Below are 22,246 nucleotides of genomic sequence, written 5' to 3' on the forward strand. Positions count from 1 at the left end.
GCAAGACAACCAGCCGCTGCTGCGGCTGGTTTTGTTTGGATTGGAGTTATGTCAGTTGAACCATCGAAGGATGCGCCGGACTCGGCCGAGCCGCATCGCGGTTTCCATGTGGAAGAGGCGCTGGCGGCCGGCATCATGGCCGTGTTGTGCGTCATTACCTTGCTGAATGTGTTGACGCGCTATCTGACCAATGCGTCTTTTGCTTTCACGGAAGAGATTTCCGTGTTTCTGGTCGTGCTGATGACCTTCATCGGGACGGCTACGGCATTCTCGCGCGGCCTGCATCTGGCCATGCTAGCGCTGGTCGAGCGCATGCCCTGGCGCGTGCAGTATTGGCAGCGGATTTACGCACTGTTGTGCGGCATTGTGATGTTCGCCATCCTGGCCTGGTATGGGGCGCTGGCGTGGCTGGATGATTACGACAGTGGCCTGGTCTCGCCAGGGCTGGGGGTGCCGCAATGGTGGTACACCTCGGTTGTGCCGATATTTTCCTGCCTGATCATCCTGCGGCAGTTGCAGGCGCTGCGGGCGGCATTGAGGCTGGGGCGGCCATGAGCTACGACACTCTGGGCTTTATTCTGTTTGGGCTGTTCCTGTTGTTTCTGGCGACGGGAGTACCGTTGGCGGTGGCCTTGGGATTGTCCGGGACGGCGGTGGTGGCTTTTGCCGACCTGGGCATGCTGTCGGTGCCGATGAATGTGTATAACAGCGTCTCCAAGTATCCGCTGCTGGCCATTCCCATGTTCATTCTGGCCGGTGTGCTGTTCGAGCGCGCCGGGATTGCCGCGTCCATGGTGCGCTTCGCGGCTTCCATCGTGGGCCCGCGGCGTGGCGGGCTGGCCGCGACGGCGATTATCGTGGCGATGATACTGGGTGGGATTTCCGGTTCTGGCCCGGCGGCATCGTCAGCGGTCGGGGCCGTGATGATTCCGCAGATGATACGTGCCGCCTATCCGCGGGGCTTTGCCGCCGCCGTCGTGGGGGCGGGCGCATCGACCGATATCTTGATTCCGCCTTCGATCGCGCTCGTGATCTACAGCATGCTGGTGCCCCAGGCCAGCGTGCCTGCCCTGTTTGCCGCAGGCATGATACCGGGGGTGCTGGCCGGCCTGTTTTTGATCGGCGGTTCGGTCTGGCTGGCGCGGCACCATGAGATCGGTACCGAGCAGGACGATGTGCGGCCGCCGTTCTGGGCCAGCCTGCGTGAAGCCATCTGGGCCTTGATGGCGCCTGTGGTGATTTTGGGCAGCATGCGCACGGGGCTGGTGACACCGACGGAAGCTGCAGTGCTGGCGGTATTCTATGGCCTGATCGTCGGTGTCCTGGTCTATCGCTCGTTGACGCCGCGTGTGCTGTATCGGGTACTGGTTGAAGCCTGCGAACTGTCAGCCATCATTCTCATCATCCTGGCGCTGGCGTCGGTCTTTTCGCTGGCCAGCAATGCGCTGGGCACCTTCGATCATCTGGCGCGGGCGCTGGTGTCGTCGGTCAGTTCAGAGATCGGTTTGCTGTTGATGATCAACCTGGTGCTGCTGATCGCCGGCATGTTCATCGACGGCATTTCGATCTTCTTCATTTTCCTGCCCTTGTTCATTCCCATCATGAATTATTTCCAATGGGATCCGGTGTGGTTCGGTATCCTGATCGTCATCAACATTGCGATCGGGCAGTTCACGCCGCCGGTAGGCCTGAACCTGGTGGTCACCGCCAGGATCGCCCGGACGTCCCTGGAGTCCACGACGTATTGGGCCGTCATGCTGAGCCTGTTCATGGTGTTGCTGCTCTTGCTGTGTACGTTTGTGCCGCAGCTGGTGCTATGGCTGCCCCGGATGCTGGGCTATTAGGCGGGCAGGAAGGACGCAGACGGCAGCCATAGGGTCTGGCTGCCGTCTGCGTGGGGGCTCCGCGCCGGGCAAGCGCCAGGTGCGGACAGGTGTGGCCCGGAAGGGGCATCAGGCGGGGGAGGTCGCTGCCATGTGCTCCAGGACGGTATTCATGTCTTTGTCGCCCCGCCCGGAGAGGTTGACCAGGATGGCCTGATCCGGGCGCATTTCACGCGCCAGCTTCAGCGCGTAGGCCACCGCATGGCTGGACTCCAGGGCCGGGATGATGCCTTCGGCCCGGCAAAGGTAGTGAAAGGCGTGCAAGGCCTCCTCATCGGTGATGCCGACGTATTCCACTCTGCCGATATCATGGAGCAGAGCGTGTTCCGGGCCAACGCCTGGGTAATCCAGCCCGGCACTGATGCTGTGTGTTTCCATGACCTGACCGTCATCATTCTGGATGATATAGGTGCGGTTGCCGTGCAGCACGCCAGGGCTGCCGCGTTGCAAAGACGCGGCATGCCGGCCGCTGTCCAGGCCCAGGCCAGCCGCTTCCACGCCAATGAGCCGGACATGGTCTTCGCTGATATAGGGGTGGAAGATGCCGATGGCATTGCTGCCGCCGCCCACGCAGGCAACGACGGCGTCCGGCTGGCGCCGGCCCAGGCCCAGGCTGCCCATGATGTCGGGCATCTGCACGCGGCACTCCTTGCCGATCACGCTCTGGAAGTCGCGCACCATCATGGGGTAGGGATGCATGCCCGCCACGGTGCCGATCAGGTAGAACGTGCGGTCAACGTTGGCGACCCAATCGCGGATAGCCTCGTTCATGGCGTCCTTGAGTGTCCGGCTGCCGGATTCGACGCTGGCTACAGTCGCGCCCAGCAGTTTCATGCGCTGGACATTGGGCATCTGCCGGCGGATATCTTCGCTGCCCATATAGACCACGCACTCCAGGCCATAGCGGGCGCAGATGGTAGCGGTAGCGACGCCGTGCTGGCCCGCGCCGGTTTCAGCGATGATGCGCGGCTTGCCCATGCGCCGGGCCAGCAGAGCCTGGCCGATGACGTTGTTGATCTTGTGCGCACCGGTGTGGTTCAGGTCTTCACGCTTGAGGAAGATCTGCGCGCCGCCGGATTCCTCGCTCAGCCGCCGGGCGTGATAAACCGGGGACGGGCGCCCGACGTAGTGTGCCAATTCGTTGCGGAATTCAGAGATGAATGCCGGGCTGCGGCCGTAGTGCTGATAGGCATCGCGCAGTTCCGCGACAGCCTGGGCCAGGGTTTCACTGACGAAACTGCCGCCATAGGGGCCGAAGTGGCCGCTGGCATCGGGTTGCTGGTATTGCGAGCAATCAACCGAAACTTCCGGTTGCGGGGCATCACTAGCAGGGGCGGGTTGTGGTTTGAGCGAAAGCACGGGACGGGAGGTATTCATGGTCAGACTCCATTGCTCCGCCAACACCGGGCCTGTGCAGGGATTAGGCGGCCGGGCGGCAGAAAATTCCAAGAATCCATTCACGCATGCGGCATGCATCCCCCGATGTGATCAATGTCGGATCCCGCAAACCATGGGGATACCGGCACCGAGGCCAGGGGCGATGTCTGTCAGTAAGCAGCGGAAATGGAAAACAAACGCCGGAAAGGCGGTCTCAGCGGCGTGAGCAGGCCCACGCGGAAACGGCGGCGTGAGGCCATCGTTCGCGTTTGCAGATATGCACCCACCACGCGAGGCGCGGCGAGAGCTGGCGTTTGTTGGACGAAGTAACCAAGTCGATTCCTGTCGTAGGGTGGCGCAGCAGGCGGTATTGGCAAGCAGGAACTGCAGGCCCTGACGCTCTGGCGCACCTCTTTATTCTACTGCCAGATGAAAAGTAAGCAAGCCGGATGTTGGTCGGATTTGACATCTGCCGACAGACTGTGCGGATTTGCATCATGAGTGCGTACCTGTTTTTTGCGATGTTCGTGGGCGGCATCAGCATGGCGCGGAATGGCTGGTCATTTCCTGCCTCTGATGGGGGTTTTTCCGACAGGCCTGTCAAGTCGTGTTGATTTTTCCTGTGCGGCACAAAAAAATAGGGCCGCAAACAGGGCATGGCCTGGAGATTTTCCGGCTCAGCGTGTTACGATAAATTTCGATCCCTCAAGTTTGTCCGCTGACCGCATCGGCGTGCTGGGCTATATCAGACTGATTTTTTTGCCTGCCGTATTGCGGCTGCGCGATTTCCTGGTTGCGCATGGGGTGCCTCGTCTGGCGCTTCTGTGACCTCGTCAGTCCGTTTCCCCCACTCTCCGGCGTTGTGCAGCGTGCTTGAAGCCATGTTGCCGTTTCAGCTGCGAGAGATCGAAGAACCCGTTTCCGGGGGCGTTTCACATTTGTGGTTTTTCTATCACCAGCCTGGCCAGGCGGGACGGGTCTCGTCCGTATCGAGTCGTTGCTTTTGTCTGTTTCCCAAAAGGATGCGCGGACAGACGCAATGGCTTTGACGGCAGTGCCCAGGAGGCGCTGCGTCTCCCGTGTGGCTGACTGAGCGGCCAGGATGAAGCCGTTCAGGCCGGAATCGGAAGTGGGAAGGGGGGATGAGGATCCGCCGTTCCCGTGTTTATCTGCAATCATTAAAGACGAGATGGAAACACGCCTTGAACATGATCTGCTTGGCGACCTGGAAGTGCCAGCAGACATCTATTACGGTATCCAGACCTACCGTGCCGTGCAAAACTTCAATTTGTCCGGTACCAAGCTGTCCGACTATCCCTCCTTCGTCCGGGCCTTGGCGATGGTCAAGCATGCCTGCGCGGATGCCAACCATGCCCTGGGCCAGATGGCGGACGACCGTCACGAAGCCATCGTGCATGCCTGCCAGCGTGTGGTGAACGGTGAATTCAGCGATCAATTCCCGGTCGATATGATTCAAGGCGGGGCCGGTACCTCGACCAATATGAACATGAACGAAGTCGTGGCCAATATCGGCCTCGAGTTCATGGGGCGCAAGAAAGGCGAGTATGCCCATCTGCACCCGAATAACGACGTCAATATGTCGCAGTCCACCAATGACGTTTACCCGACGGCCATCCGTCTGGGCCTGTTGTTGGAGCAGCAGTCGGTGGTGGCCAGCCTGGATCGCCTGATTGATTCGCTGGAAAGCAAGGCGGGCGAACTGGCTGATGTGCTCAAGATGGGCCGCACGCAATTGCAGGATGCCGTGCCCATGACCATGGGGCAGGAATTCCACGCATTCGCCAGCACGCTGGCCGATGATGCGGATTATCTGCGCCAGGATGCCAAGCGCCTGTTGTATGACGTGAACCTGGGCGGCACCGCCATTGGCACCGGCATCAACACGCACCCGGATTACGCAGGCCTGGCCGTGGCACGCTTGGCTGCCGTCAGTGGCGAAGCCATGCGCCCGGCGCGTGACCTGATTGCGGCGACCTACGATATGGGTGCGTTCGTGATGCTGTCGTCGGCGCTCAAGCGCCTGGCGATGCGCCTGTCCAAGATGTGCAATGACTTGCGCCTGCTGGGCAGCGGCCCGCGTACTGGCCTGCAAGAACTGAATCTGCCGCCGCGCCAGCCGGGCAGTTCCATCATGCCGGGCAAGGTCAATCCCGTGATTCCCGAAGCGGTGAATCAGGTAGCCTTTGCTGTCATCGGTAATGATGTGGCCATTACCATGGCCGCCGAAGCCGGCCAGCTGCAGCTGAACGTCATGGAGCCGCTGGTGGCGTACAAGTTGTTCGAGTCGCAACGTCTGCTGGCCCGTTCCATGGATATGCTGCGCGAGCTGTGCATTGTCGGTATCACTGCCAATGCCACCCATAGCCGTCAATTGATGGAAAACTCCATTGGCCTGGTCACGGCGCTGAATCCGTTCATCGGTTACGAAAATTCCACGCGCATTGCGGCCAAGGCCCTGGAAACTGGCCGTGGCGTGCTGGAGCTGGTGCGCGAAGAAAAGCTGCTGGCCGACGATGTGCTGGAAGAAGTGCTCAAGCCTGAAAACATGATGCGTCCGCGCGTTGCCGCGCATAGCTGATTCCAGCTTGCTGGCCGGTGATGTTGCGCCGGCCTGAATAACCGGGAGCCGCCCTATCTGGGCGGCTCCCGGTTTTTTTATGCTCGCCCGCCAACGAATGGCTTTGCCGGCATCCGATGCTGCGGGCCGTGTCTGGCTGTTACCTTGCGAATACCGGTTGTTCATTGATTTTTTCGCGGTTCCTGCGGGGGCAAGCTGCCATGCTGAAAAATTGGCCGCGCAGTATGTCCTGTGATTTCTATTTGTACTAAGTCAATTTATAATTTGTCATGGGTCAAATTTAGCAGATCAGGAAACGCCTTGTCCATGAATGCGGGCCTATCCTTGTGTCTGGGCTGGATAGCGAAGGTAGCCATGCAGGCGATCGGCGCCGGATTTCACTCTTAACTGGAGCAGGTGACATGAAGACAGTAGTGGCGCTACGCCATGTTCATTTTGAAGACCTGGGCACGCTGGAAGCCTTGTTGCATGAGCGCGGCTTTCATCTGCACTACCTCGACCCTGCCGTGGATGATCTGTCGCAGGTGCCTGCGGACGCCTGCGATCTTGTCGTTGTCCTCGGCGGCCCGCTGGGTGCATTTGATGAAGAGCGTTATCCCTTTCTGGTCGATGAGCTGTATTGGCTGGCGCAACGTATCCGCAGTGGCCGGCCTGTGCTGGGGATCTGCCTGGGGGCGCAGCTGATCGCCCGTTTACTGGGTGCTGCGGTTGCTCCCATGGAGAGCAAGGAAATCGGCTTCGGCCCGCTGACACTGACGGCTGCGGGGCAGGGTTCGGTATTGGCCCTTTTGCAGGGGGTGCCGGTATTGCATTGGCACGGTGACCGTTTTGATGTGCCCCCTGGCGCGTCCCTGCTGGCAGGGACGGCGCTTTGCGCGCACCAGGCGTACACGGTGGGCGATGCGGTGTTGGGGCTGCAGTTCCACCTGGAAGCCGATGCCAGCCAGATCGAGCGCTGGCTTGTCGGCCATTGCAGTGAGCTGGCGCAGGCAGGGGTGGATCCTTGTGTATTGCGGGCTGAAGCGCAGCGTTATGGCGCCGATTTGAAAGAGGCTGCGCGCCGCGTGATCGGCATGTGGCTAGACCGGCTGGCCGATGAGGCGCTTGTCCAGCACCGGTAAGAGGAGGAGGGCGGCGCGCTTATGCTGCGCGTCCCCGATTGGCAGCCAGGCGTCCGCGCGGCATTCAAGCGGCGAGGGGACTGCCGCGTCTGTGTCGGCGTCTGCGGCCTGTATGGCCGATTGCCTGGGTCTATGCCTATTGCCGTACTGCCTGCCAAGGCAATGCCGGGTCAGGCAGCCAGGCGAGGAAAGCTGGTCAGGTTTCCTGATAATTTGATATGTTATATCATTTTATATTTGACGGATTGCACAGCGGAATGACGCTGGCATCCGTCGGCCATGTCTCCGTGTCTTCATGAATTCATGTCTATGACCGAGGCATTTTTCAAGGAAATTGCATCATGCCGGAATTGCAGAAACGCTTGCCAGTCACCGTGTTGTCCGGTTTTCTGGGGGCGGGAAAAACGACATTGCTGAACCATATTCTGAATAATCGCGAGGGTCGCCGTGTGGCGGTGATTGTCAATGACATGTCCGAGGTCAACATCGACGCCGATCTGGTGCGCCAGGGTGGCGCGGCCTTGTCCCGGACGGATGAAAAACTGGTGGAAATGAGCAATGGCTGTATCTGCTGTACCTTGCGCGAGGACTTGCTGCTGGAAGTGCAGCGTCTGGCGGGCGAGGGGCGTTTCGATCAACTGGTGATAGAGTCCACGGGGATTTCCGAGCCCTTGCCGGTAGCGGAAACTTTCACCTTCGAGGGCGAAGATGGACGCAGCCTGGCGGAAATTGCGCGTCTCGATACCATGGTGACTGTCGTGGATGCCTGCAATTTCCTGCGTGACTATGAATCTCGTGACAGCCTGCATTCACGCGGCGAGTCGCTGGGCGAGGAGGATGGCCGGACGGTGGTGGACCTGCTGGTGGAGCAGGTGGAATTCTGTGATGTCATCGTACTGAACAAAATAGACCTGGTCAGCGCGACTGAGCGTGAGCGCCTGTTGGGGGTGCTGCGTAGCCTGAATCCTCGGGCCAGGATAGAGCTGGCCAGTTTCGGGCAAGTGCCTCTGAGCAGCGTGCTGGAAACTGGGCTGTTCGATTTTGAGCAGGCCGCCCAGGCGCCAGGCTGGTTGAGGGAGTTGCGCGGGGAGCATGTACCGGAAACCGAGGAGTACGGCATCGGCAGCTTCGTTTATCGTGCCCGCCGCCCTTTTCATCCCCAGCGTTTTCATGTCTGGACGCGGCAGCGCTGGCCGGGCGTGGTGCGGGCCAAGGGCTTTTTCTGGCTGGCCAGCCATCCCGCGCTGGCAGGTTCCTGGTCACAGGCCGGGGCTGTGGCGCGGCAGCAGGTGGCTGGCTATTGGTGGGCCGCCATGCCGCCCGAACAGTGGCCGCAGGACCCGGAAGCTCTGGCCCTGATACAGCGTCACTGGATGGATGGGGTAGGGGATGCCCGCCAGGAATTGGTCTTGATCGGTGTCGGGATGGACGAAGCGGCGCTGCGCGCGGGATTTGCGCAGTGCTTGCTGACAGACGAAGAAATGGCGCAGGGCCCCGGTGTCTGGGTGGGCTGGAGCAATCCGTTCGACGACTGGCCGGCGTAGGCGCCAGGCCGAAAACCGGGCTCAGTCCGTGATGCCGGCAGATGTCACGGAGAGGTGGCAGGCAGCAGGATTGCCAGCAGCGCGCCTGCTGTCGCCACGCCGCACGTTGCCGCCAGCCAGGGGATGGCGCGGGAAACCACGGAGCGGCCGGGCATGGACGCCAGGCCGCCGCGTAATAGCAGATGATGGCGGCGATGCGCCAGTAGCAGCGTGACGGCAGACAAAACCATGACCAGCGCGCCCAGCGTCAGAATGAGATGGCTTTGCCGCAGCAGCCCGGATCTCAGGATCAGCAGGGCATTGCCCATCAGTGCCAGGCAGGTCCGGTTCCAGGCAAGGACGGTACGTTGGGGTTGCAGGCCGGGATCGTTGAGGTTCATGGCGCCCATAGGGGTTGCAGGCATCCGCGGCCTTAGAGCATGATGGCCATGATGATGGCGATGCCGCCCAATGCCGCTGCCAGCAGCGGGATTGCGGGCGTGTGCGGCAAGCCCTGGGACAGGCGCATGGCGCGTTCGTTCTGGCGCCAGCGCAGATAGGCCAGCAGACATAGCAGCGCAGCCAGCAAGGCCAGGCAAAGCGCCAGGATACGCACGGTGCCGGGTGGCCCCAGCTGGCTGGCGAACTGATCCAGCGCGACACCACCGGCCAGCAGCGCCAGGGCCGTGCGTATCCAGGCCAGAAACGTACGTTCGTTGGCCAGGGTGAAACGGTAGTCAGGGTCCTGGCCTTCCTGTTGCCAGCGGGGGCGGTTCAGCACGGGCTCTCCGGTGTGGGCGTATGGGGATATCTGAACATGATGCTGTGAAAACGACAACGCCTCCCTGGTGGGGAGGCGTTGTCTGTCTGGCGGCAGCCGGGAGGCATGCCTCTGCCTGCTGCCGTCCAGGCCGGGAGATTAGGTCAGCGAAGCCTGGTAAATGGATTCGATCGAAGCATCCAGGGCTTGATTGAATTCGGCGTCGCTTTGCTGCGCGCTCAGGCCTTCGGTCAGGGCGCGGCTGAAGCTGGCGATGATGCCAGGGTTGCGTGCCAGGATGACATTGGCGTCGGCGCGGGAATAGCCGCCGGACAGCGCCACCACGCGGACGACGCGCGGGTGCTTGACCAGTTCTTCGTAGAAGCCGTCAACGCTGGGCAGCGTCAACTTGAGCATGACGCGGTTGTCACCGGTCAGGGCATCCAGGCGCTTGATGAAACCTTCCTTCAGGCGGGTTTCAATGGCAGCCTTTTCCGGTGCGTTGATCAGCACTTCCGGTTCCAGGATCGGGCACAGGCCGGCCTTGAGGATGCGCAGGCCGTATTCGAACTGCTGGTCCAGCGCCTGCTCGATGCCGGCGGCGTTGTCTTCTGCCACGACGGAACGCATCTTGGTGCCGAAGATGCCCTTGGCCACGGCGCGTTCCAGCAGCGCTTCCAGGTCATTCATGGGCTTCATCAGTTGCACGCCGTCGGCTTGGGCGGCCAGGCCCTTGTCCACTTTCAGGAAGGGGACGACTTGCTTCTTTTCCCAGAGGTAGGCGGCAGAGTCCTGGCCTTCGATCTGGCGATCCATGGTGGCTTCGAACAGAATCGCGCCCAGGATACGGCGGCCGTCAAAGGCCGGGCTGGTCACGATGCGGGAACGCATGGCGTGCACGAGGTCGAACATCTCCGCTTCGTTGCTGTAGGCGGATTCCTCGACGCCGTACAGGCGCAATGCCTTGGGGGTGCTGCCGCCGCTCTGGTCGAGCGCCGCAATAAAACCGTTGCCTTGCGAGACTTTGGCCAGTTGTTCCTGGTTCACGTTGCAATCCTTATGTAATAGTGGTGAATCTGGTAATAATCGGCTGGCCCGGCCACAGCATGCCGGGACCAGGCAGAATGGATCGTGCGGCTGCCAGACGCGAGCCATGACACAGGGCATGGCGCTGGGCGCAATGCCGCAAGTTTATCGCACAACCTCTCTGGATATCGAGCCTCAGGTCGTTTCGCCGCGACCTGGTGCCGGCAATTGCGAACGGGTGGCCGCATAGGACAAATGCGTGCGGAAGCAGGACGAGAAGGCAGGCTGTGCCGCTGGCTGTGCGGTGGCGGGTTCGGGGGGCTTCAATACACGGGTTTTTTTTCTTTTGCACTGGTGTTATCCCTAGGTTTGATAGGTGGCATGGAGATAGCTGTTAGAACGACAATTTGCTGTCTTGATCATGGCCGGTCTGGCAAACTGGCGCCAGATGGCGGTTATCGTCGCCTATTGTTTTTCTAATCACTGTGGGCACACGAATGCCCACGGGTATCGTTGGAGAGAGATATGATCAAACGCAATGCGTTGGCAGGGCTGGCTGCGGTCGTGGCAATGGCCGCAGGTGGGGCCGTACAGGCTGCACCGGTGATTCTGAAGGTGGCCCACTTTTTGCCGCCGGTCTCTCCCGGGCATACCAAGTTCATCGCGCCCTGGTGTGAAAAAATCGAAGCCGAATCCAATGGCGAACTGAAATGCCAGATCTATCCGGCCATGCAGCTGGGCGGGACGCCGGCACAGCTGTTCAACCAGGCGCGTGATGGTGTGGCGGATATCGTCTGGACCTTGCCGGGCTACACCGCAGGCCGCTTCCCCCTGTCCGAGGTGTTTGAACTGCCCTTCCTGACCACCAAGCACGAACCTTCTTCGCGCGCTATCTGGGACTTCGTCCAGAAGCATGCGATGAATGAGTTCCGCGGCGTGAAGCCGCTGGCGGTCTGGGTCAATGGTGCCAATCAGCTGCACCTGCGTGACAAACAGGTGGAAAACCTGGAGGAACTGCGCGGCCTGAAGATCCGTGCACCGTCCCGCCTGGGCAACAAGATTCTGGCAGCGCTGGGCGCGACGCCCGTCGGTATGCCTGTGCCCCAAATGGCGGAAAGCCTCTCCAAGGGGGTGATCGACGGTGCCCTGGTGCCCTGGGAAGTGCTGCCTGCGACCAAAGCGCATGAACTGACCAAGTACCACATGGAAACGGCTGGCGATACGGCCATGACCACCGCTACCATGGTTTTCGTCATGAACCAGCGCAAGTACGATAGCCTGACGCCGGAGCAGAAGAAGGTCATCGACAACAATAGCGGTGGCGATACGTCCGCCTGGGTCGCTGCCCAGTTTGAGGCGGCGGATGCCGCTGGCCGCGAAGCCGCCATCGCACGCGGCAATGTGGTCTATTCGCTGAGCCCCGAACAGACGGCGCTGTGGGAGCAAACCACGCAGCCTGTCATTGCCGACTGGATCAAGGAAGTTTCCAGCAAGGGGGTGGATGGCGCTGCGCTGGTGCAAGAAGCCCGCGACCTCGTGAAGCAGTATTCCTCGGCCCAACAGTAAAGCAGTGATGGCAGGCCTGGCGCACACCAGGCGGCCCTCCTGGGTGAAAAGGGCCGCATAACGGCCCTTTTCACATTCTCGGCACATCCGTTGCCGTTTTTCCCCGGCAATACCTATTGCCGTGTTTCCGCTACGCCGCCGCGAGGCGAAATCGTCCTCCTGCACGGTATGCCGCCTGTCGGCTGCCAGCGCCTGGCGTATCGTTTTTGTCATCTGGAGTATCAAAATGTCCGAACCATTGCCGCGGCCCGATGCTGTGGCATCCAGCGCGTGGGGCAAGGCCCTGGAACAGGCATGCGCATGTCTCGCCGTGTTGGGCGGGGTGTTGTTCCTGTGTGAAGCGCTGATGTCGGTGGCCAGTGTGCTGGGCCGCATCTTTTTTTCGACGCCCATATCCGGCGACTATGAACTGGTTCAGCTGATGTCGGCGATGGGAATCGCGATGTGCCTGCCCTATTGCCAGATCAAGCGCGGCCACGTTTTTGTTGATTTCTTCACGCTGTGGGCCCCGGCCGGACTGAAGCGCTACCTGGATGCGCTGGCCTCGCTGATCCTGGCCGCATGTGCGTTCCTGCTGGCCTGGCGCTGCTGGGAAGGCATGGTGGAAATGCATGAGTATGGCGAGACCACCATGGTGATTTCCATGCCGGTCTGGTGGGGCTATGTGCCCTTGATGCCTTCTTTTGTCCTGTTTGGCCTGGCGGCCCTGATGGCAGTGGTGCAGGACTTGAGGCCTGCGGAAAATGAACGTGAGGTGCAGGCATGAGCGGTACTACCATAGGGATCATCATCGGCTTGTTGATGATGTTGTTCCTGGCGATGCGCATGCACATCGGTATCGCCATGTTCGTGGCCGGTGGCCTGGGCTATTGGTGGATTTCCGGCTGGGATCCGCTGATGGCGCATCTCAAGCATGCGCCGTTCGGGCGTTTTTCCGTCTATGACCTGTCGGTCGTGCCGCTGTTCCTGCTGATGGGCCAGTTTGCGACGCAGGGCGGCCTGTCACAGGCACTGTTCCGTGCCGGCAGCTCGTTTCTGGGGCACAGGCGTGGCGGCATGGCCATGGCAGGCATTGCCTCCTGCGCGGGTTTCGGCGCGATCTGCGGTTCTTCGCTGGCAACGGCGGCAACGATGTCGCACGTCGTGCTGCCCGAGCTGCGCCGCTATCAGTACAAGCCCAGTCTGGCCAGCGCCTCGCTGGCTGTCGGTGGCACCCTGGGGATGCTGATTCCGCCGTCGGTGCCCATGGTGATTTATGCGATTCTGTCGGAACAGAATATCGCCAAGGTGTTCATGGCCGCTTTTGTGCCGTCGGTGCTGGCCGTGTTGGGATATATGCTGGTCGTCGCGCTGATCTGCTGGCGTGACCCGGATGCCAGCGGTCCTCCGCTGCCGCGCCAGGGCTGGGGCATGCGCCTGCGCACGCTGGGCGCTACCTGGCCGGTGATGGCCATCTTCATCGTGGTGCTTGGCGGGATTTACGGGGGGCTGTTCACGCCCACCGAAGCCGCCGCCATCGGTGCGGTGGCGGCCGGTATCGCCGCCTGGATGGCGGGCGGGCTGGCCAATGGAGCCTTGCTGCGCTGCCTGCTGGGTACGGCTCAGGGAACGGGCATGATGTTCCTGATCCTGCTGGGCGCTGACATGCTCAATGCCTTCCTGGCCGTCAGCCAGGTGCCGGTTGAATTCGCGACCTGGGTGCAGGGTTTGGGGCTGGATCCGTTCACGGTGCTGGCGGCCATCATCATCATCTACATCCTGCTGGGATGCGTGATGGATAGCCTGTCGATGATTCTGCTGACGATTCCCATCTTCCTGCCCATCATCACCGGCCTGGATTTCTGGGGGCTGACGCCGGATGAAAAAGCCATCTGGTTCGGCGTGTTGGCGCTGGTCGTCATGGAGATAGGCTTGATTACGCCGCCAGTGGGCATGAACGTATTCATTATTCACAGCATGGCCAAGGATATTTCACCGGGAACGATCTTCCGGGGCGTGGTGCCGTTCCTGGCGTCGGATATGGTGCGTATCGTCTTGCTGGTGCTGTTCCCCGTCCTGTCCCTGGGCATGCTGCGCTGGCTGGGTTAGGCCGGGCAGGCGAGTGTCAGGCTGCGGCATGCCCTCACGGAGATGCCGCAGCAGGGTCAGGCCGGTTCAGGCTGATGCTACAAGGGGCCAAGGAGCAGGTCTTGGCCTGGAAAATAGAAATGGTCACCGCCGGGGCGGTGACCATTTTTTTGGATGAGTGATGGGCGCAGGCCGAGGCGTGCCGGCCCGGCGGAATCAGTCGTTCAGTTCGTCGTCTTCATCCAGGTCATCTTCTTCATCCTGTTCCAGGGCATCGTAGCCTTTCCAGGTGATGCGCCAGGCATCGTCCTCGGGAATGCCGGTTTCATCGACCTTGCGGGCCAGGCCTGCATCTTCGAGCAGATCCAGATGCAAGAGGATGCGCTCCAGGTCTTCACCGCCGTCCTCCTGGAGAAGCGCGGTGAGGTCATTGGCGGTGAGCGTGGCGGAGTCCGCGTCGCGGAATGCGCCCAGGAGAGTAACGATCAAATCGAAATCGCGTTGCATGGCTGGCCTCGTTGGCTGGTAGTGAATGCTCACGATAGCAGAGTCAGCCTGTCAATGGCATGACCGGGCGCCAAAGTAGGTTGACCGGCGGGGAAGGTGCGGCGGGCCGATAGCGGTTAAGCTGTCGTTTTTTGCCTAGCGTACGGAAAATCGGTCATGACAGCCATGAGTAAACGGGACTATCAAATGTTGGAAGGCACGGTGGTGGCCAGTGTGGGCGACAGCGTGACCTTGTCCAATGGGGCACAGTCGCATACGTTCACGGTGGCCCTGGCTGTGGCGGAACAGATGGAGCTGGGGCATGTCGTCAGGCTCCTGAGCGACGCCCGGCACGATATCGTGCGGATCTACGACGTGACCGGTGGGTGCATGCTGTATGAAAAAGGCGGCCAGACGACGCGCGCCGCCGCCGGCGCTCTGGCCATCCAGACAGGGGTCATGTGCGCCATTCCGTTCCTGGGGCAAGTCATTGCCATATTGCTTATCCTGCCCATGCTGATCGGCAGGGCCCTGGGATATGACGCGGACAACGCACGTTTCATCATTCGTACCGCTGCCATCACCTTTGCCGTCTATTTTTCCTTGTCGCTGGCTGCGCTGATTCTGGGCAGCTGGTGGCTGGCCTTGCTCGGGCCCTTTGTCGTGGTGATCGCGGGCATGCGGCTGATCCTGTTGCGCGAGCATACCTTGATGCAGTCGTTGAACGAAAGGATCAGCCGGCCCGCATCGGCGTGATGCCTGGCGTGTCCGGGATGGGGCGTAGGCAGGAAAAGTAGAAATTGCTTTTTTTGACAGCGGTTGACCATCGGATCGCATCATATGTCGATAAGATACCTGAACGATTGATTTCCGTTGGTCAACCCGAGAGGAGTCCATTCATGGGCCTGCTGAGTTTTATCAAAGATGTGGGTGAGAAGATTTTCGGCGGCAGCGCAGCCCAGGCCGCACAGCCCGAGGAACTGAAGAAAGAGCTGGATAAGCTGGGCCTGGGGGCAGAGGGCCTGGATATTGCTGTGGAGGGCGATAAAGTCACCGTGCACGGCAAGGCGTCCTCGACCGAAGAAGCCGAGAAAATCGCCTTGGCGCTGGGCAATACCTTGGGCGTGGCTGCCGTGGACAACCAGCTGAAGGTGGATGCGCCAGCCGTGGAAGCGGTGTTCTATACCGTCCAGAAGGGCGATACGCTCTGGAAAATTGCCGAAACCCAGTATGGCAAAGGCAAGGGCGCGAAATATACGGTTATCTTCGAAGCCAATAAGCCGATGCTGACGCACCCGGACAAGATTTATCCCGGTCAGGTGCTGCGCATTCCCGCGCTGGAAGCCTGAAAACAGGTGTGACGCACGGGCGCGTCGCGCTCCCAGAGGGCCGGATGCTCACGAGAGGGGTGTCCGGCCCTGGTTTTTTCATCGACAGCCAGTGTCATTGGGCGGAGCGTGGCGCCAGCATGTCATGGGGGCGCAGGAAGCGGCTTCTTGGGCGGCGCTTTACCGGCTTTTGCGTTGCCAGGCGTTTTTTATTTCAGTCCGGGGCTAAAATGGAAGATTCCCGCCGCGCTTTGGCCCGGCAATCGTTTCTGACTTTTTCGCTACGGCGTTCCTGGCTATGAAAAAAATCTCTGCTGTTCTCCTGGTGTCCGCTGCAGTTCTGGCCGCTTGCGGCAAGAAAGACGATCCCGCACCTGTGGCGGCTGCGCCCACGCCGGCCATTCCGGCCAAGATCGTTGTGGGCCTGGATGACAACTTCCCGCCCATGGGTTTTCGCGACGACAAGAACGAACTGGTCGGCTTTGATATCGACATGGCCCGCGAAGCCGCCAAGCGCCTGGGAACGGAAGTCGAATTCAAGTCCATCGACTGGGGTTCCAAAGAGGCAGAGCTCAATGGCAAGCGCGTGGATGTGCTCTGGAATGGCCTGACCATTACCGACGAGCGCCGCAAGAATATCGGTTTCACAGATCCCTACATGGAAAACCACCAGATCATCATCGTGGCGCAGGCATCGCCGGTGCAGTCCAAGGCAGACCTGGCCGGCCGCGTGGTCGGTGCACAGGAAGGCAGCAGCGCGGTTGACGCCATCAAGAAGGAAGCCGAAGTTGCCGCCAGCTTCAAGGATCTGAAGACCTTTGGCGACAACATTACTGCCTTGATGGATCTGGGCACGGGCCGTCTGGATGCCGTGGTGGTCGATGAAGTCGTGGGCCGTTACTACGTCAGCAAGCGTCCGGAAGAATTCCGCGTGCTGGAAGACCACTTCGGTACGGAAGAGTACGGCGTGGGCGTGCGCAAGGATGATACCGAACTGCTCAAGCAGCTCGATGAGTCGCTCAATGCAATGAAGAAGGACGGTTCGGCCGCGACCATCTCCAATAAGTGGTTCGGCGCCGACATCATCAAATAAAATACGGCCCTTCTGATCAAAAGACCAAGGCCCTAGCCGGCCATCCGCCAGGGGCCGGCCCCCGTTCGCGCGGTGGCCGGCCTGTGCGGCTGGAAAACTTGCATGGATTATGTTTTTTCCCTGCTTGGGCCCATGGCGCAAGGCGCCCAGGTAACGCTCAAGCTTTTCTTCATTACGCTGATACTGGCAGTGCCTTTGGGTCTGGCACTGGCGCTGGCGCGCATCTCCCGGTTTCAGGCGCTCAACTGGCTGGTCAATGGCTTTATCTGGCTGATGCGGGGGACCCCGCTGATGCTGCAATTGCTGTTCATCTATTTCGCCTTGCCCTATGTCCCGGTCATCGGGATCCGGCTGGATGATTTCCCGGCCGCCGTCGTCGCCTTCACCCTGAACTATGCGGCCTATTTTGCCGAAATTTTCCGGGCCGGCATTCAATCCATCGACCGAGGGCAGTACGAAGGCGCGAAGGTCCTGGGCATGAACTACGTGCAGACCATGCGGCGCATCGTGTTGCCACAGATGGTGCAGCGCATTCTGCCGCCCATGAGCAACGAAACGATCACGCTGATCAAGGATACGGCGCTGATCTATGTCCTGGCGCTGAACGAAGTGCTGCGCGTGGCCAGAGGGTTTGTGCAGCGGGATTTCACCAGTACGCCCTTTATTGTCGCGGCAGTGTTCTACCTGACCATGACGTTGTTGCTGACCTGGATTTTCCAGCGCCTGGAGAAGCATTATGCCAAGTACGACAACTGAGGCGCCGGTGGCAGCCGAGGCTAGCCATGTCATGATCGAAGCCCGTGGCGTGGGGAAATCCTTCGGGGCGACGCGCGTGTTGCGTGATGTGTCGCTGACCCTGGGCAAGGGGGAAGTGGTCGCCGTCATCGGGCCGTCGGGGTCGGGCAAGAGCACCTTCCTGCGCTGTCTCAACCATCTGGAAACCATAGACGAAGGCAGTATCAGCGTCGAGGGCGAGACGCTGGCCGCTGCCGGCAGCGATGGCCGCAGCCGCTACGCGCCGGATGCGGATGTGCGGCGCCTGTGCCGCAAGATGGGGATGGTGTTCCAGTCGTTCAACCTGTTTCCGCACATGACGGTGCTGCAGAACATCATTGAAGCGCCGGTGACGGTCAAGGGCATGAAGGCAGAGGAGGCCATTCCCCGGGCCGAGGAGCTGCTGCGCAAGGTCGGCTTGCTGAACAAGCGTGACAACTATCCTTCACGCCTGTCGGGCGGGCAGAAGCAGCGCGTGGCCATTGCCAGGGCGCTGGCCATGGAGCCGGAAATCATGCTGTTTGACGAACCGACTTCCGCGCTGGATCCCGAGTTGACGGTCGAGGTGCTGCGCACCATGCGTCAGCTGGCCGAAGAGCATATGACCATGCTGGTGGTCACGCACGAAATGGGTTTTGCCCGTGAAGTGGCGCAACGCGTGGTGTTCATGGATCAGGGGCAGATTGTTGAAGAAGCGCCATCGGCCCAGTTTTTCGATGCGCCACGCCACGAACGGGCACGTGCCTTCCTGGGGCGCATGCTGTAAACGCACCGGCGGGCAGGCAGGTCGAGCCTGTCGCATGATCAAGCGGCACAGGGCCTTGGCGCAGATCGCGCCAAGGCCCTGGTCATATTTGCGGCGAGCTTTCGCGGTGATGGAGCGCAGGCATACAATCAGCGGGTTACCCGCTGCCGTTCCTGGCAGCGGGCTGCTGAACAAGGCGAGACATGCGTACCCTGTATCCGGAAATCGAACCTTTTGACCATGGCCGCCTGCGTGTGGACGACCGGCACGAACTGTATTACGAGCAGTGCGGCAACCCGCAAGGCCTGCCGGTCGTGATCTTGCATGGCGGGCCTGGCGGTGGCTGCAATGCCGATATGCGTCGTTTCCATGACCCGGCGCGTTACCGCATTGTGCTGTTCGATCAGCGTGGCTGCGGCCGTTCCACCCCACATGCCGATCTGACGGATAACACCACCTGGCATCTGGTCGAGGATATCGAAACCTTGCGCCGGCATCTTGGTATTGATCGCTGGCAGGTCTTTGGCGGCAGCTGGGGCTCCACCCTGGCGCTGGCCTATGCCGAGCGCTATCCCGAGCGGGTACTACATCTGGTGTTGCGTGGGATTTTCCTGGTGCGCCGCTGGGAACTGGAATGGTTCTATCAGGAGGGAGCTTCTCGTATGTTCCCGGATACCTGGGAAGGGTTCCGGGATGCCATTGCACCGGAAGAGCGCGGCGATATGATTGCGGCCTATCATCGTCGCCTGAACGGTAGTGACGAACAGGCGCGTCTGGCGGCTGCACGCGCCTGGAGCGCCTGGGAGGGTTCTACCAGCCGCCTCGAGATAGATCCCAAGGCCATTGCGGGGCACGAGGAAGAAATCTTTGCCCTGGCATTTGCCTCCATCGAGAACCATTATTTCTTCAATGGCGGGTTTTTCGAGGAAGAGGGGCAACTGCTGCGCGACGCCCATCGTCTGGCCAATATCCCGGGGGTCATTGTGCATGGCCGCTATGACATGATCTGCCCCTTGGCCAACGCCTGGGATCTGCATCGCGCATGGCCGCAGTCACGCCTGCATATTTCGCCGCTGGCTGGCCACGCCGCATCGGAAGCGCAGAACGTGGATGCCCTGGTGCGGGCTACTGACGAATTCGCGGGCTGATCGCCGCCCTGGCGCAGTGTGGTGCCGCTTGCCCCCTGCTGGCCCCTTGTGGGGCATCCCGCAGGGGGCAGTTCATATGCAGTCCTTGGAAATGTGTTTATGTGCTCGCCGGGATTTACAGCCGGCAGCAGGCTTTTACAATGATCCGTTCCGTTCTGGTTCCTGAACCCGGCAACAGGCCCGGTTTTTCTGCCAGTCGGGCGCACAGGTGCCGGCAGAACGGCTGCATGTCAGCGGGCCGTCCGGCCGTCTGGGGCCATAGGCGATGTCCGTGGCCAAGCCAGAGCAGGTGATGGTGGCCGGTGCCGGACGAGAGGGGTAAAACCGATAACCGCTTTTCTGGAGAGGTTCATGACTGCATCGAAAGGATATTCGGGCAAGCGCCCGCTGGGGCGTACCGGCCTGGAAATTGCGCCGCTGGTGTTTGGCGGTAACGTGTTTGGCTGGACCGTCGATGAAAAGCGTTCCTTTGAATTACTGGATCGTTTTTTTGATGCCGGTTTCAATGCCGTCGATACGGCAGATGTCTATTCTTCCTGGGTGCCTGGCAACCAGGGGGGCGAATCGGAAACCATCATCGGCAATTGGTTCAAGGCCGCTCCCTCGCGCCGCAGCCAGGCCGTGCTGATCACCAAGGTCGGCTGGCCGGCCGGCCCCGGTGCTGGCGGCTTGAAGGCAGACTACATTCTGCGTGCGGTGGAAGATTCATTGCGACGTTTGCAGACAGACTACATTGATCTGTATTTCAGCCATCATCCGGATGCCCAGACGCCGGTTGAGGAAACCTTGCGCGCCCATGAAAAACTGTTGCAGCAAGGCAAGGTGCGTGCGATCGGAGCTTCCAATTACGACGCGGCCCAGCTGCGGGAAGCACTGGCGGTATCAGCGCGTGAAAACCTGCCCCGCTATGATGTGCTCCAGCCGGAGTACAACCTGTACGACCGGGCCGGATTTGAAGGGGCATTGCGGGCCTTGGCCAGGGATGAGGGGCTGGGCGTCATTACCTATTTCAGCCTGGCTTCGGGGTTCCTGTCGGGTAAGTACCGCAGTGCTGAGGATTTGGGGCAGAGCGCTCGTGGCAGCCGGGTGGAAAAATATCTGAATCCGCGTGGCTTGCGTATTCTGGATGCCTTGGACCTGGTGGCGAAACGGCATCAGGCGCGGCCGGCGGAAGTCGCGCTGGCGTGGCTGATCGGCAGCGAAGGCGTGACCGCACCGATTGCCAGCGCGACGCGTATTGATCAACTGGAAAGTTTGCTCAAGTCCACGACCTTGCGTCTGTCCGCGGAAGATTATGCGGTGCTCGACCAGGCCAGCGCGGCCTCGGTGCCCTGAGTGCCGAGCAGATGCGCAGCCAGTTGGCTGGCATGCCGTGACAGCGGCTCGCCAGCCCTGGCGCAAAGCACCAGCGTGCGCTCCGCCCAAGGGTCACGCAGGCGGATATGGCGAATGCCGGAAGAGCGCGCGCAACGCAGGGCGGTGACTCTGGGTACGACGGCAATGCCGGCGCCGCAGCCAACCATGCGGCAGACAGCCTCGAAACTGCGCGCGCGAATGCGGTAGGCAGGCAGGCCGCCATGCTGGCGGCGCGCATGATGGGCAATATGCTGTTGCAGGGCGCTGTCATTGTCCAGGCCGACGAAATCGGCGCCGGCAACGGCATCAAAGCCGATCTGGCGCTGTGAGGCCAGCGCATGATCGGGCGGGACGATCAAGACCAGCGTATCGTGGCGAAAGCCGATGTGGCGCAGGCCGCTCAGATCCGCAGTGTCAGAGGCAATGCCCAGCTCGCAGGCACCGCGGCGCAGCCCATCGACCACTTCGTGGCTGGCGCGTTCCTCGATATCAATGGAAACGCCGGGATACTGGTGCAGAAAGCTGCCCAGCAAGGAGGGCAGGTATTCGCTGAACGCCGCGCCATTGCTGCTCATGCGAACCAAGCCCTTGAGGCCCTGGCCGTACTGCCGCATCTCTCCTTGCATCAATGTCATTTGCTGCGTCACGGCACGGGCGTGGTGCAGCAGCGTCTGTCCGGCCGGCGTAGGCGTGACGCCCCGGCGGCCGCGTCGCAGCAGGGCGACGCCCAGCGAGGCTTCCATGCCGCGCACACGTTCGCTCGCGGAGGCCAGAGTCAGGTGCGCTTGCGCGGCTCCTGCGGTGATGGTGCCGCTGTCGCAGATGCACTGGAACAGGCGGAGGTCGGTCAGATCGAAGCGCATGAACAGGTGGCTCTCCGAGGAAACAGGCTATGGGACAGGCACAGCGTCCATGTTTGCCATAAGGATGCAAAATATTCTTGCAGTCTAGACATTGTCTCATTACGTGCTCATGAGTGCTTGATTGTTCGCTGCTTCAGGCTATGGCTTGGCCTTAGGCTGATTCAAGAATATCCCGATCCTGCCGGTGGTGGACAGGGAGGCACAATACGCGGCATGAGCGTGTCGCCGATCAGGCGGAAGAGGTGTGCCGTGTCCTGGTTCTTGCATGAAGTGTCGTTGACAGCCATGTTGGCGATCATCGCGATTTTCCTGTTGGCTGGCGTCGTCAAGGGGGTGGTTGGCCTGGGGCTGCCGACGATTTCCATGGCTTTGCTGGCACTGTTGATTGCGCCGGCCCAGGCCGCTGCCTTGCTGGTCGTGCCGTCCCTGCTGACCAATCTGTGGCAGGCAGGTTCCTGGGGGCAGGCGCGCGCCTCTCTGGGCCGTTTGGGCGGGTTGCTGGCCGGGTGCGCGGCGGGCACGCTGGTGGGG

General features: G+C 61.0%; 22 protein-coding genes and 1 pseudogene. 17 read left to right on the forward strand and 6 right to left on the reverse strand.

Translation table 11 applies throughout. The features are described from left to right. The first annotated feature begins 48 nt into the window (after positions 1-48). Together ACNA1V_RS04605 and ACNA1V_RS04610 are read left to right on the forward strand one after the other, a co-directional pair. Positions 49-555: a TRAP transporter small permease gene (locus ACNA1V_RS04605; RefSeq protein ID WP_415832393.1), complete on the forward strand. Its 507-nt coding sequence runs from the start codon at positions 49-51 to the stop codon at positions 553-555. Then, the gene (locus tag ACNA1V_RS04610) at positions 552-1,844 is read left to right on the forward strand and encodes a TRAP transporter large permease (protein ID WP_415832394.1); all 1,293 of its coding nucleotides are present in this window, start codon (positions 552-554) and stop codon (positions 1,842-1,844) included. The genes ACNA1V_RS04605 and ACNA1V_RS04610 overlap by 4 nt, the downstream gene beginning before the upstream one ends. Before the next feature lie 108 nt (positions 1,845-1,952). On the opposite strand, the gene trpB is transcribed toward ACNA1V_RS04610, so the two are convergent. Beyond that, positions 1,953-3,260, reverse strand: a complete 1,308-nt coding sequence (gene trpB, locus ACNA1V_RS04615) for a tryptophan synthase subunit beta (RefSeq protein ID WP_415832395.1) — start codon at positions 3,258-3,260, stop codon at positions 1,953-1,955. A 552-nt stretch (positions 3,261-3,812) separates the two neighbouring features. On the opposite strand from trpB, the gene ACNA1V_RS04620 reads away from it, so the two are divergent. From ACNA1V_RS04620 to zigA, 4 genes are all read left to right on the forward strand, one after another. After that, positions 3,813-4,088, forward strand: a complete 276-nt coding sequence (locus ACNA1V_RS04620; RefSeq protein ID WP_415832396.1) for a hypothetical protein — start codon at positions 3,813-3,815, stop codon at positions 4,086-4,088. Positions 4,089-4,449: 361 nt separating this feature from the next. Next, a complete protein-coding gene (locus tag ACNA1V_RS04625; RefSeq protein WP_415832397.1) occupies positions 4,450-5,859 on the forward strand; it encodes an aspartate ammonia-lyase in 1,410 nt (469 codons plus the stop codon). A gap of 401 nt (positions 5,860-6,260) precedes the next feature. After that, positions 6,261-6,980, forward strand: a complete 720-nt coding sequence (locus ACNA1V_RS04630) for a glutamine amidotransferase (protein ID WP_415832398.1) — start codon at positions 6,261-6,263, stop codon at positions 6,978-6,980. Between the two features lie 341 nt (positions 6,981-7,321). After that, the gene (zigA, locus tag ACNA1V_RS04635; protein WP_415832399.1) at positions 7,322-8,524 is read left to right on the forward strand and encodes a zinc metallochaperone GTPase ZigA; all 1,203 of its coding nucleotides are present in this window, start codon (positions 7,322-7,324) and stop codon (positions 8,522-8,524) included. Between the two features lie 44 nt (positions 8,525-8,568). On the opposite strand, the gene ACNA1V_RS04640 is transcribed toward zigA, so the two are convergent. From ACNA1V_RS04640 to ACNA1V_RS04650, 3 genes are all read right to left on the reverse strand, one after another. Beyond that, on the reverse strand, positions 8,569-8,928 hold the full coding sequence (locus tag ACNA1V_RS04640; RefSeq protein WP_415832400.1) for a DUF202 domain-containing protein: 360 nt from the start codon (positions 8,926-8,928) through the stop codon (positions 8,569-8,571). An 8-nt stretch (positions 8,929-8,936) separates the two neighbouring features. Further along, positions 8,937-9,284, reverse strand: coding sequence for a YidH family protein (locus tag ACNA1V_RS04645; RefSeq protein WP_415832401.1), 348 nt, complete (start codon positions 9,282-9,284; stop codon positions 8,937-8,939). Between the two features lie 138 nt (positions 9,285-9,422). Then, the gene (locus ACNA1V_RS04650; protein ID WP_415832402.1) at positions 9,423-10,310 is read right to left on the reverse strand and encodes a fructose bisphosphate aldolase; all 888 of its coding nucleotides are present in this window, start codon (positions 10,308-10,310) and stop codon (positions 9,423-9,425) included. A gap of 504 nt (positions 10,311-10,814) precedes the next feature. Here ACNA1V_RS04650 and ACNA1V_RS04655 point away from each other — a divergent pair. From ACNA1V_RS04655 to ACNA1V_RS04665, 3 genes are all read left to right on the forward strand, one after another. Next, positions 10,815-11,855: a TRAP transporter substrate-binding protein gene (locus tag ACNA1V_RS04655; protein ID WP_415832403.1), complete on the forward strand. Its 1,041-nt coding sequence runs from the start codon at positions 10,815-10,817 to the stop codon at positions 11,853-11,855. A gap of 226 nt (positions 11,856-12,081) precedes the next feature. Then, the gene (locus ACNA1V_RS04660; RefSeq protein WP_415832404.1) at positions 12,082-12,621 is read left to right on the forward strand and encodes a TRAP transporter small permease; all 540 of its coding nucleotides are present in this window, start codon (positions 12,082-12,084) and stop codon (positions 12,619-12,621) included. Continuing rightward, positions 12,618-13,943 (forward strand): TRAP transporter large permease, encoded by a 1,326-nt coding sequence (locus ACNA1V_RS04665; protein ID WP_415832405.1) that lies wholly within the window; start codon positions 12,618-12,620, stop codon positions 13,941-13,943. The genes ACNA1V_RS04660 and ACNA1V_RS04665 overlap by 4 nt, the downstream gene beginning before the upstream one ends. A 195-nt stretch (positions 13,944-14,138) precedes the next feature. Here ACNA1V_RS04665 and ACNA1V_RS04670 read toward each other — a convergent pair whose 3' ends face one another. Continuing rightward, positions 14,139-14,429 (reverse strand): DUF2513 domain-containing protein, encoded by a 291-nt coding sequence (locus ACNA1V_RS04670; protein WP_415832406.1) that lies wholly within the window; start codon positions 14,427-14,429, stop codon positions 14,139-14,141. Between the two features lie 156 nt (positions 14,430-14,585). Between ACNA1V_RS04670 and ACNA1V_RS04675 the strand changes: the two genes are divergently transcribed. The 7 genes from ACNA1V_RS04675 (at position 14,586) to ACNA1V_RS04705 (ending at position 20,831) form a co-directional block, all read left to right on the forward strand. Then, on the forward strand, positions 14,586-15,164 hold the full coding sequence (locus ACNA1V_RS04675) for a hypothetical protein (RefSeq protein ID WP_415832407.1): 579 nt from the start codon (positions 14,586-14,588) through the stop codon (positions 15,162-15,164). 143 nt (positions 15,165-15,307) lie between these two features. Beyond that, entirely contained in the window at positions 15,308-15,757 is a 450-nt protein-coding gene (lysM, locus tag ACNA1V_RS04680) for a peptidoglycan-binding protein LysM (protein WP_415832408.1), read from the forward strand. Between the two features lie 277 nt (positions 15,758-16,034). After that, a complete protein-coding gene (locus tag ACNA1V_RS04685; RefSeq protein WP_415832409.1) occupies positions 16,035-16,829 on the forward strand; it encodes an amino acid ABC transporter substrate-binding protein in 795 nt (264 codons plus the stop codon). Between the two features lie 102 nt (positions 16,830-16,931). Continuing rightward, a complete protein-coding gene (locus ACNA1V_RS04690) occupies positions 16,932-17,585 on the forward strand; it encodes an amino acid ABC transporter permease (RefSeq protein WP_415832410.1) in 654 nt (217 codons plus the stop codon). A 31-nt stretch (positions 17,586-17,616) separates the two neighbouring features. Beyond that, positions 17,617-18,369: an amino acid ABC transporter ATP-binding protein gene (locus ACNA1V_RS04695; protein WP_415832424.1), complete on the forward strand. Its 753-nt coding sequence runs from the start codon at positions 17,617-17,619 to the stop codon at positions 18,367-18,369. A 182-nt stretch (positions 18,370-18,551) separates the two neighbouring features. Next, complete coding sequence (gene pip, locus ACNA1V_RS04700) at positions 18,552-19,496, forward strand: prolyl aminopeptidase (protein ID WP_415832411.1); 945 nt, start codon at positions 18,552-18,554, stop codon at positions 19,494-19,496. Positions 19,497-19,847: 351 nt separating this feature from the next. Continuing rightward, entirely contained in the window at positions 19,848-20,831 is a 984-nt protein-coding gene (locus ACNA1V_RS04705; protein ID WP_415832412.1) for an aldo/keto reductase, read from the forward strand. Here ACNA1V_RS04705 and ACNA1V_RS04710 read toward each other — a convergent pair. Further along, positions 20,789-21,715: a LysR substrate-binding domain-containing protein gene (locus tag ACNA1V_RS04710; protein ID WP_415832413.1), complete on the reverse strand. Its 927-nt coding sequence runs from the start codon at positions 21,713-21,715 to the stop codon at positions 20,789-20,791. The two genes, ACNA1V_RS04705 and ACNA1V_RS04710, sit on opposite strands and share 43 nt — an antisense overlap. Positions 21,716-22,000: 285 nt before the next feature. Here ACNA1V_RS04710 and ACNA1V_RS04715 point away from each other — a divergent pair. Then, positions 22,001-22,246, forward strand: a pseudogene (locus ACNA1V_RS04715) (sulfite exporter TauE/SafE family protein); the annotation flags it as partial.

The sequence above is a fragment of the Kerstersia similis genome (assembly GCF_965139615.1).
Lineage (GTDB): Bacteria > Pseudomonadota > Gammaproteobacteria > Burkholderiales > Burkholderiaceae_B > Kerstersia > Kerstersia similis.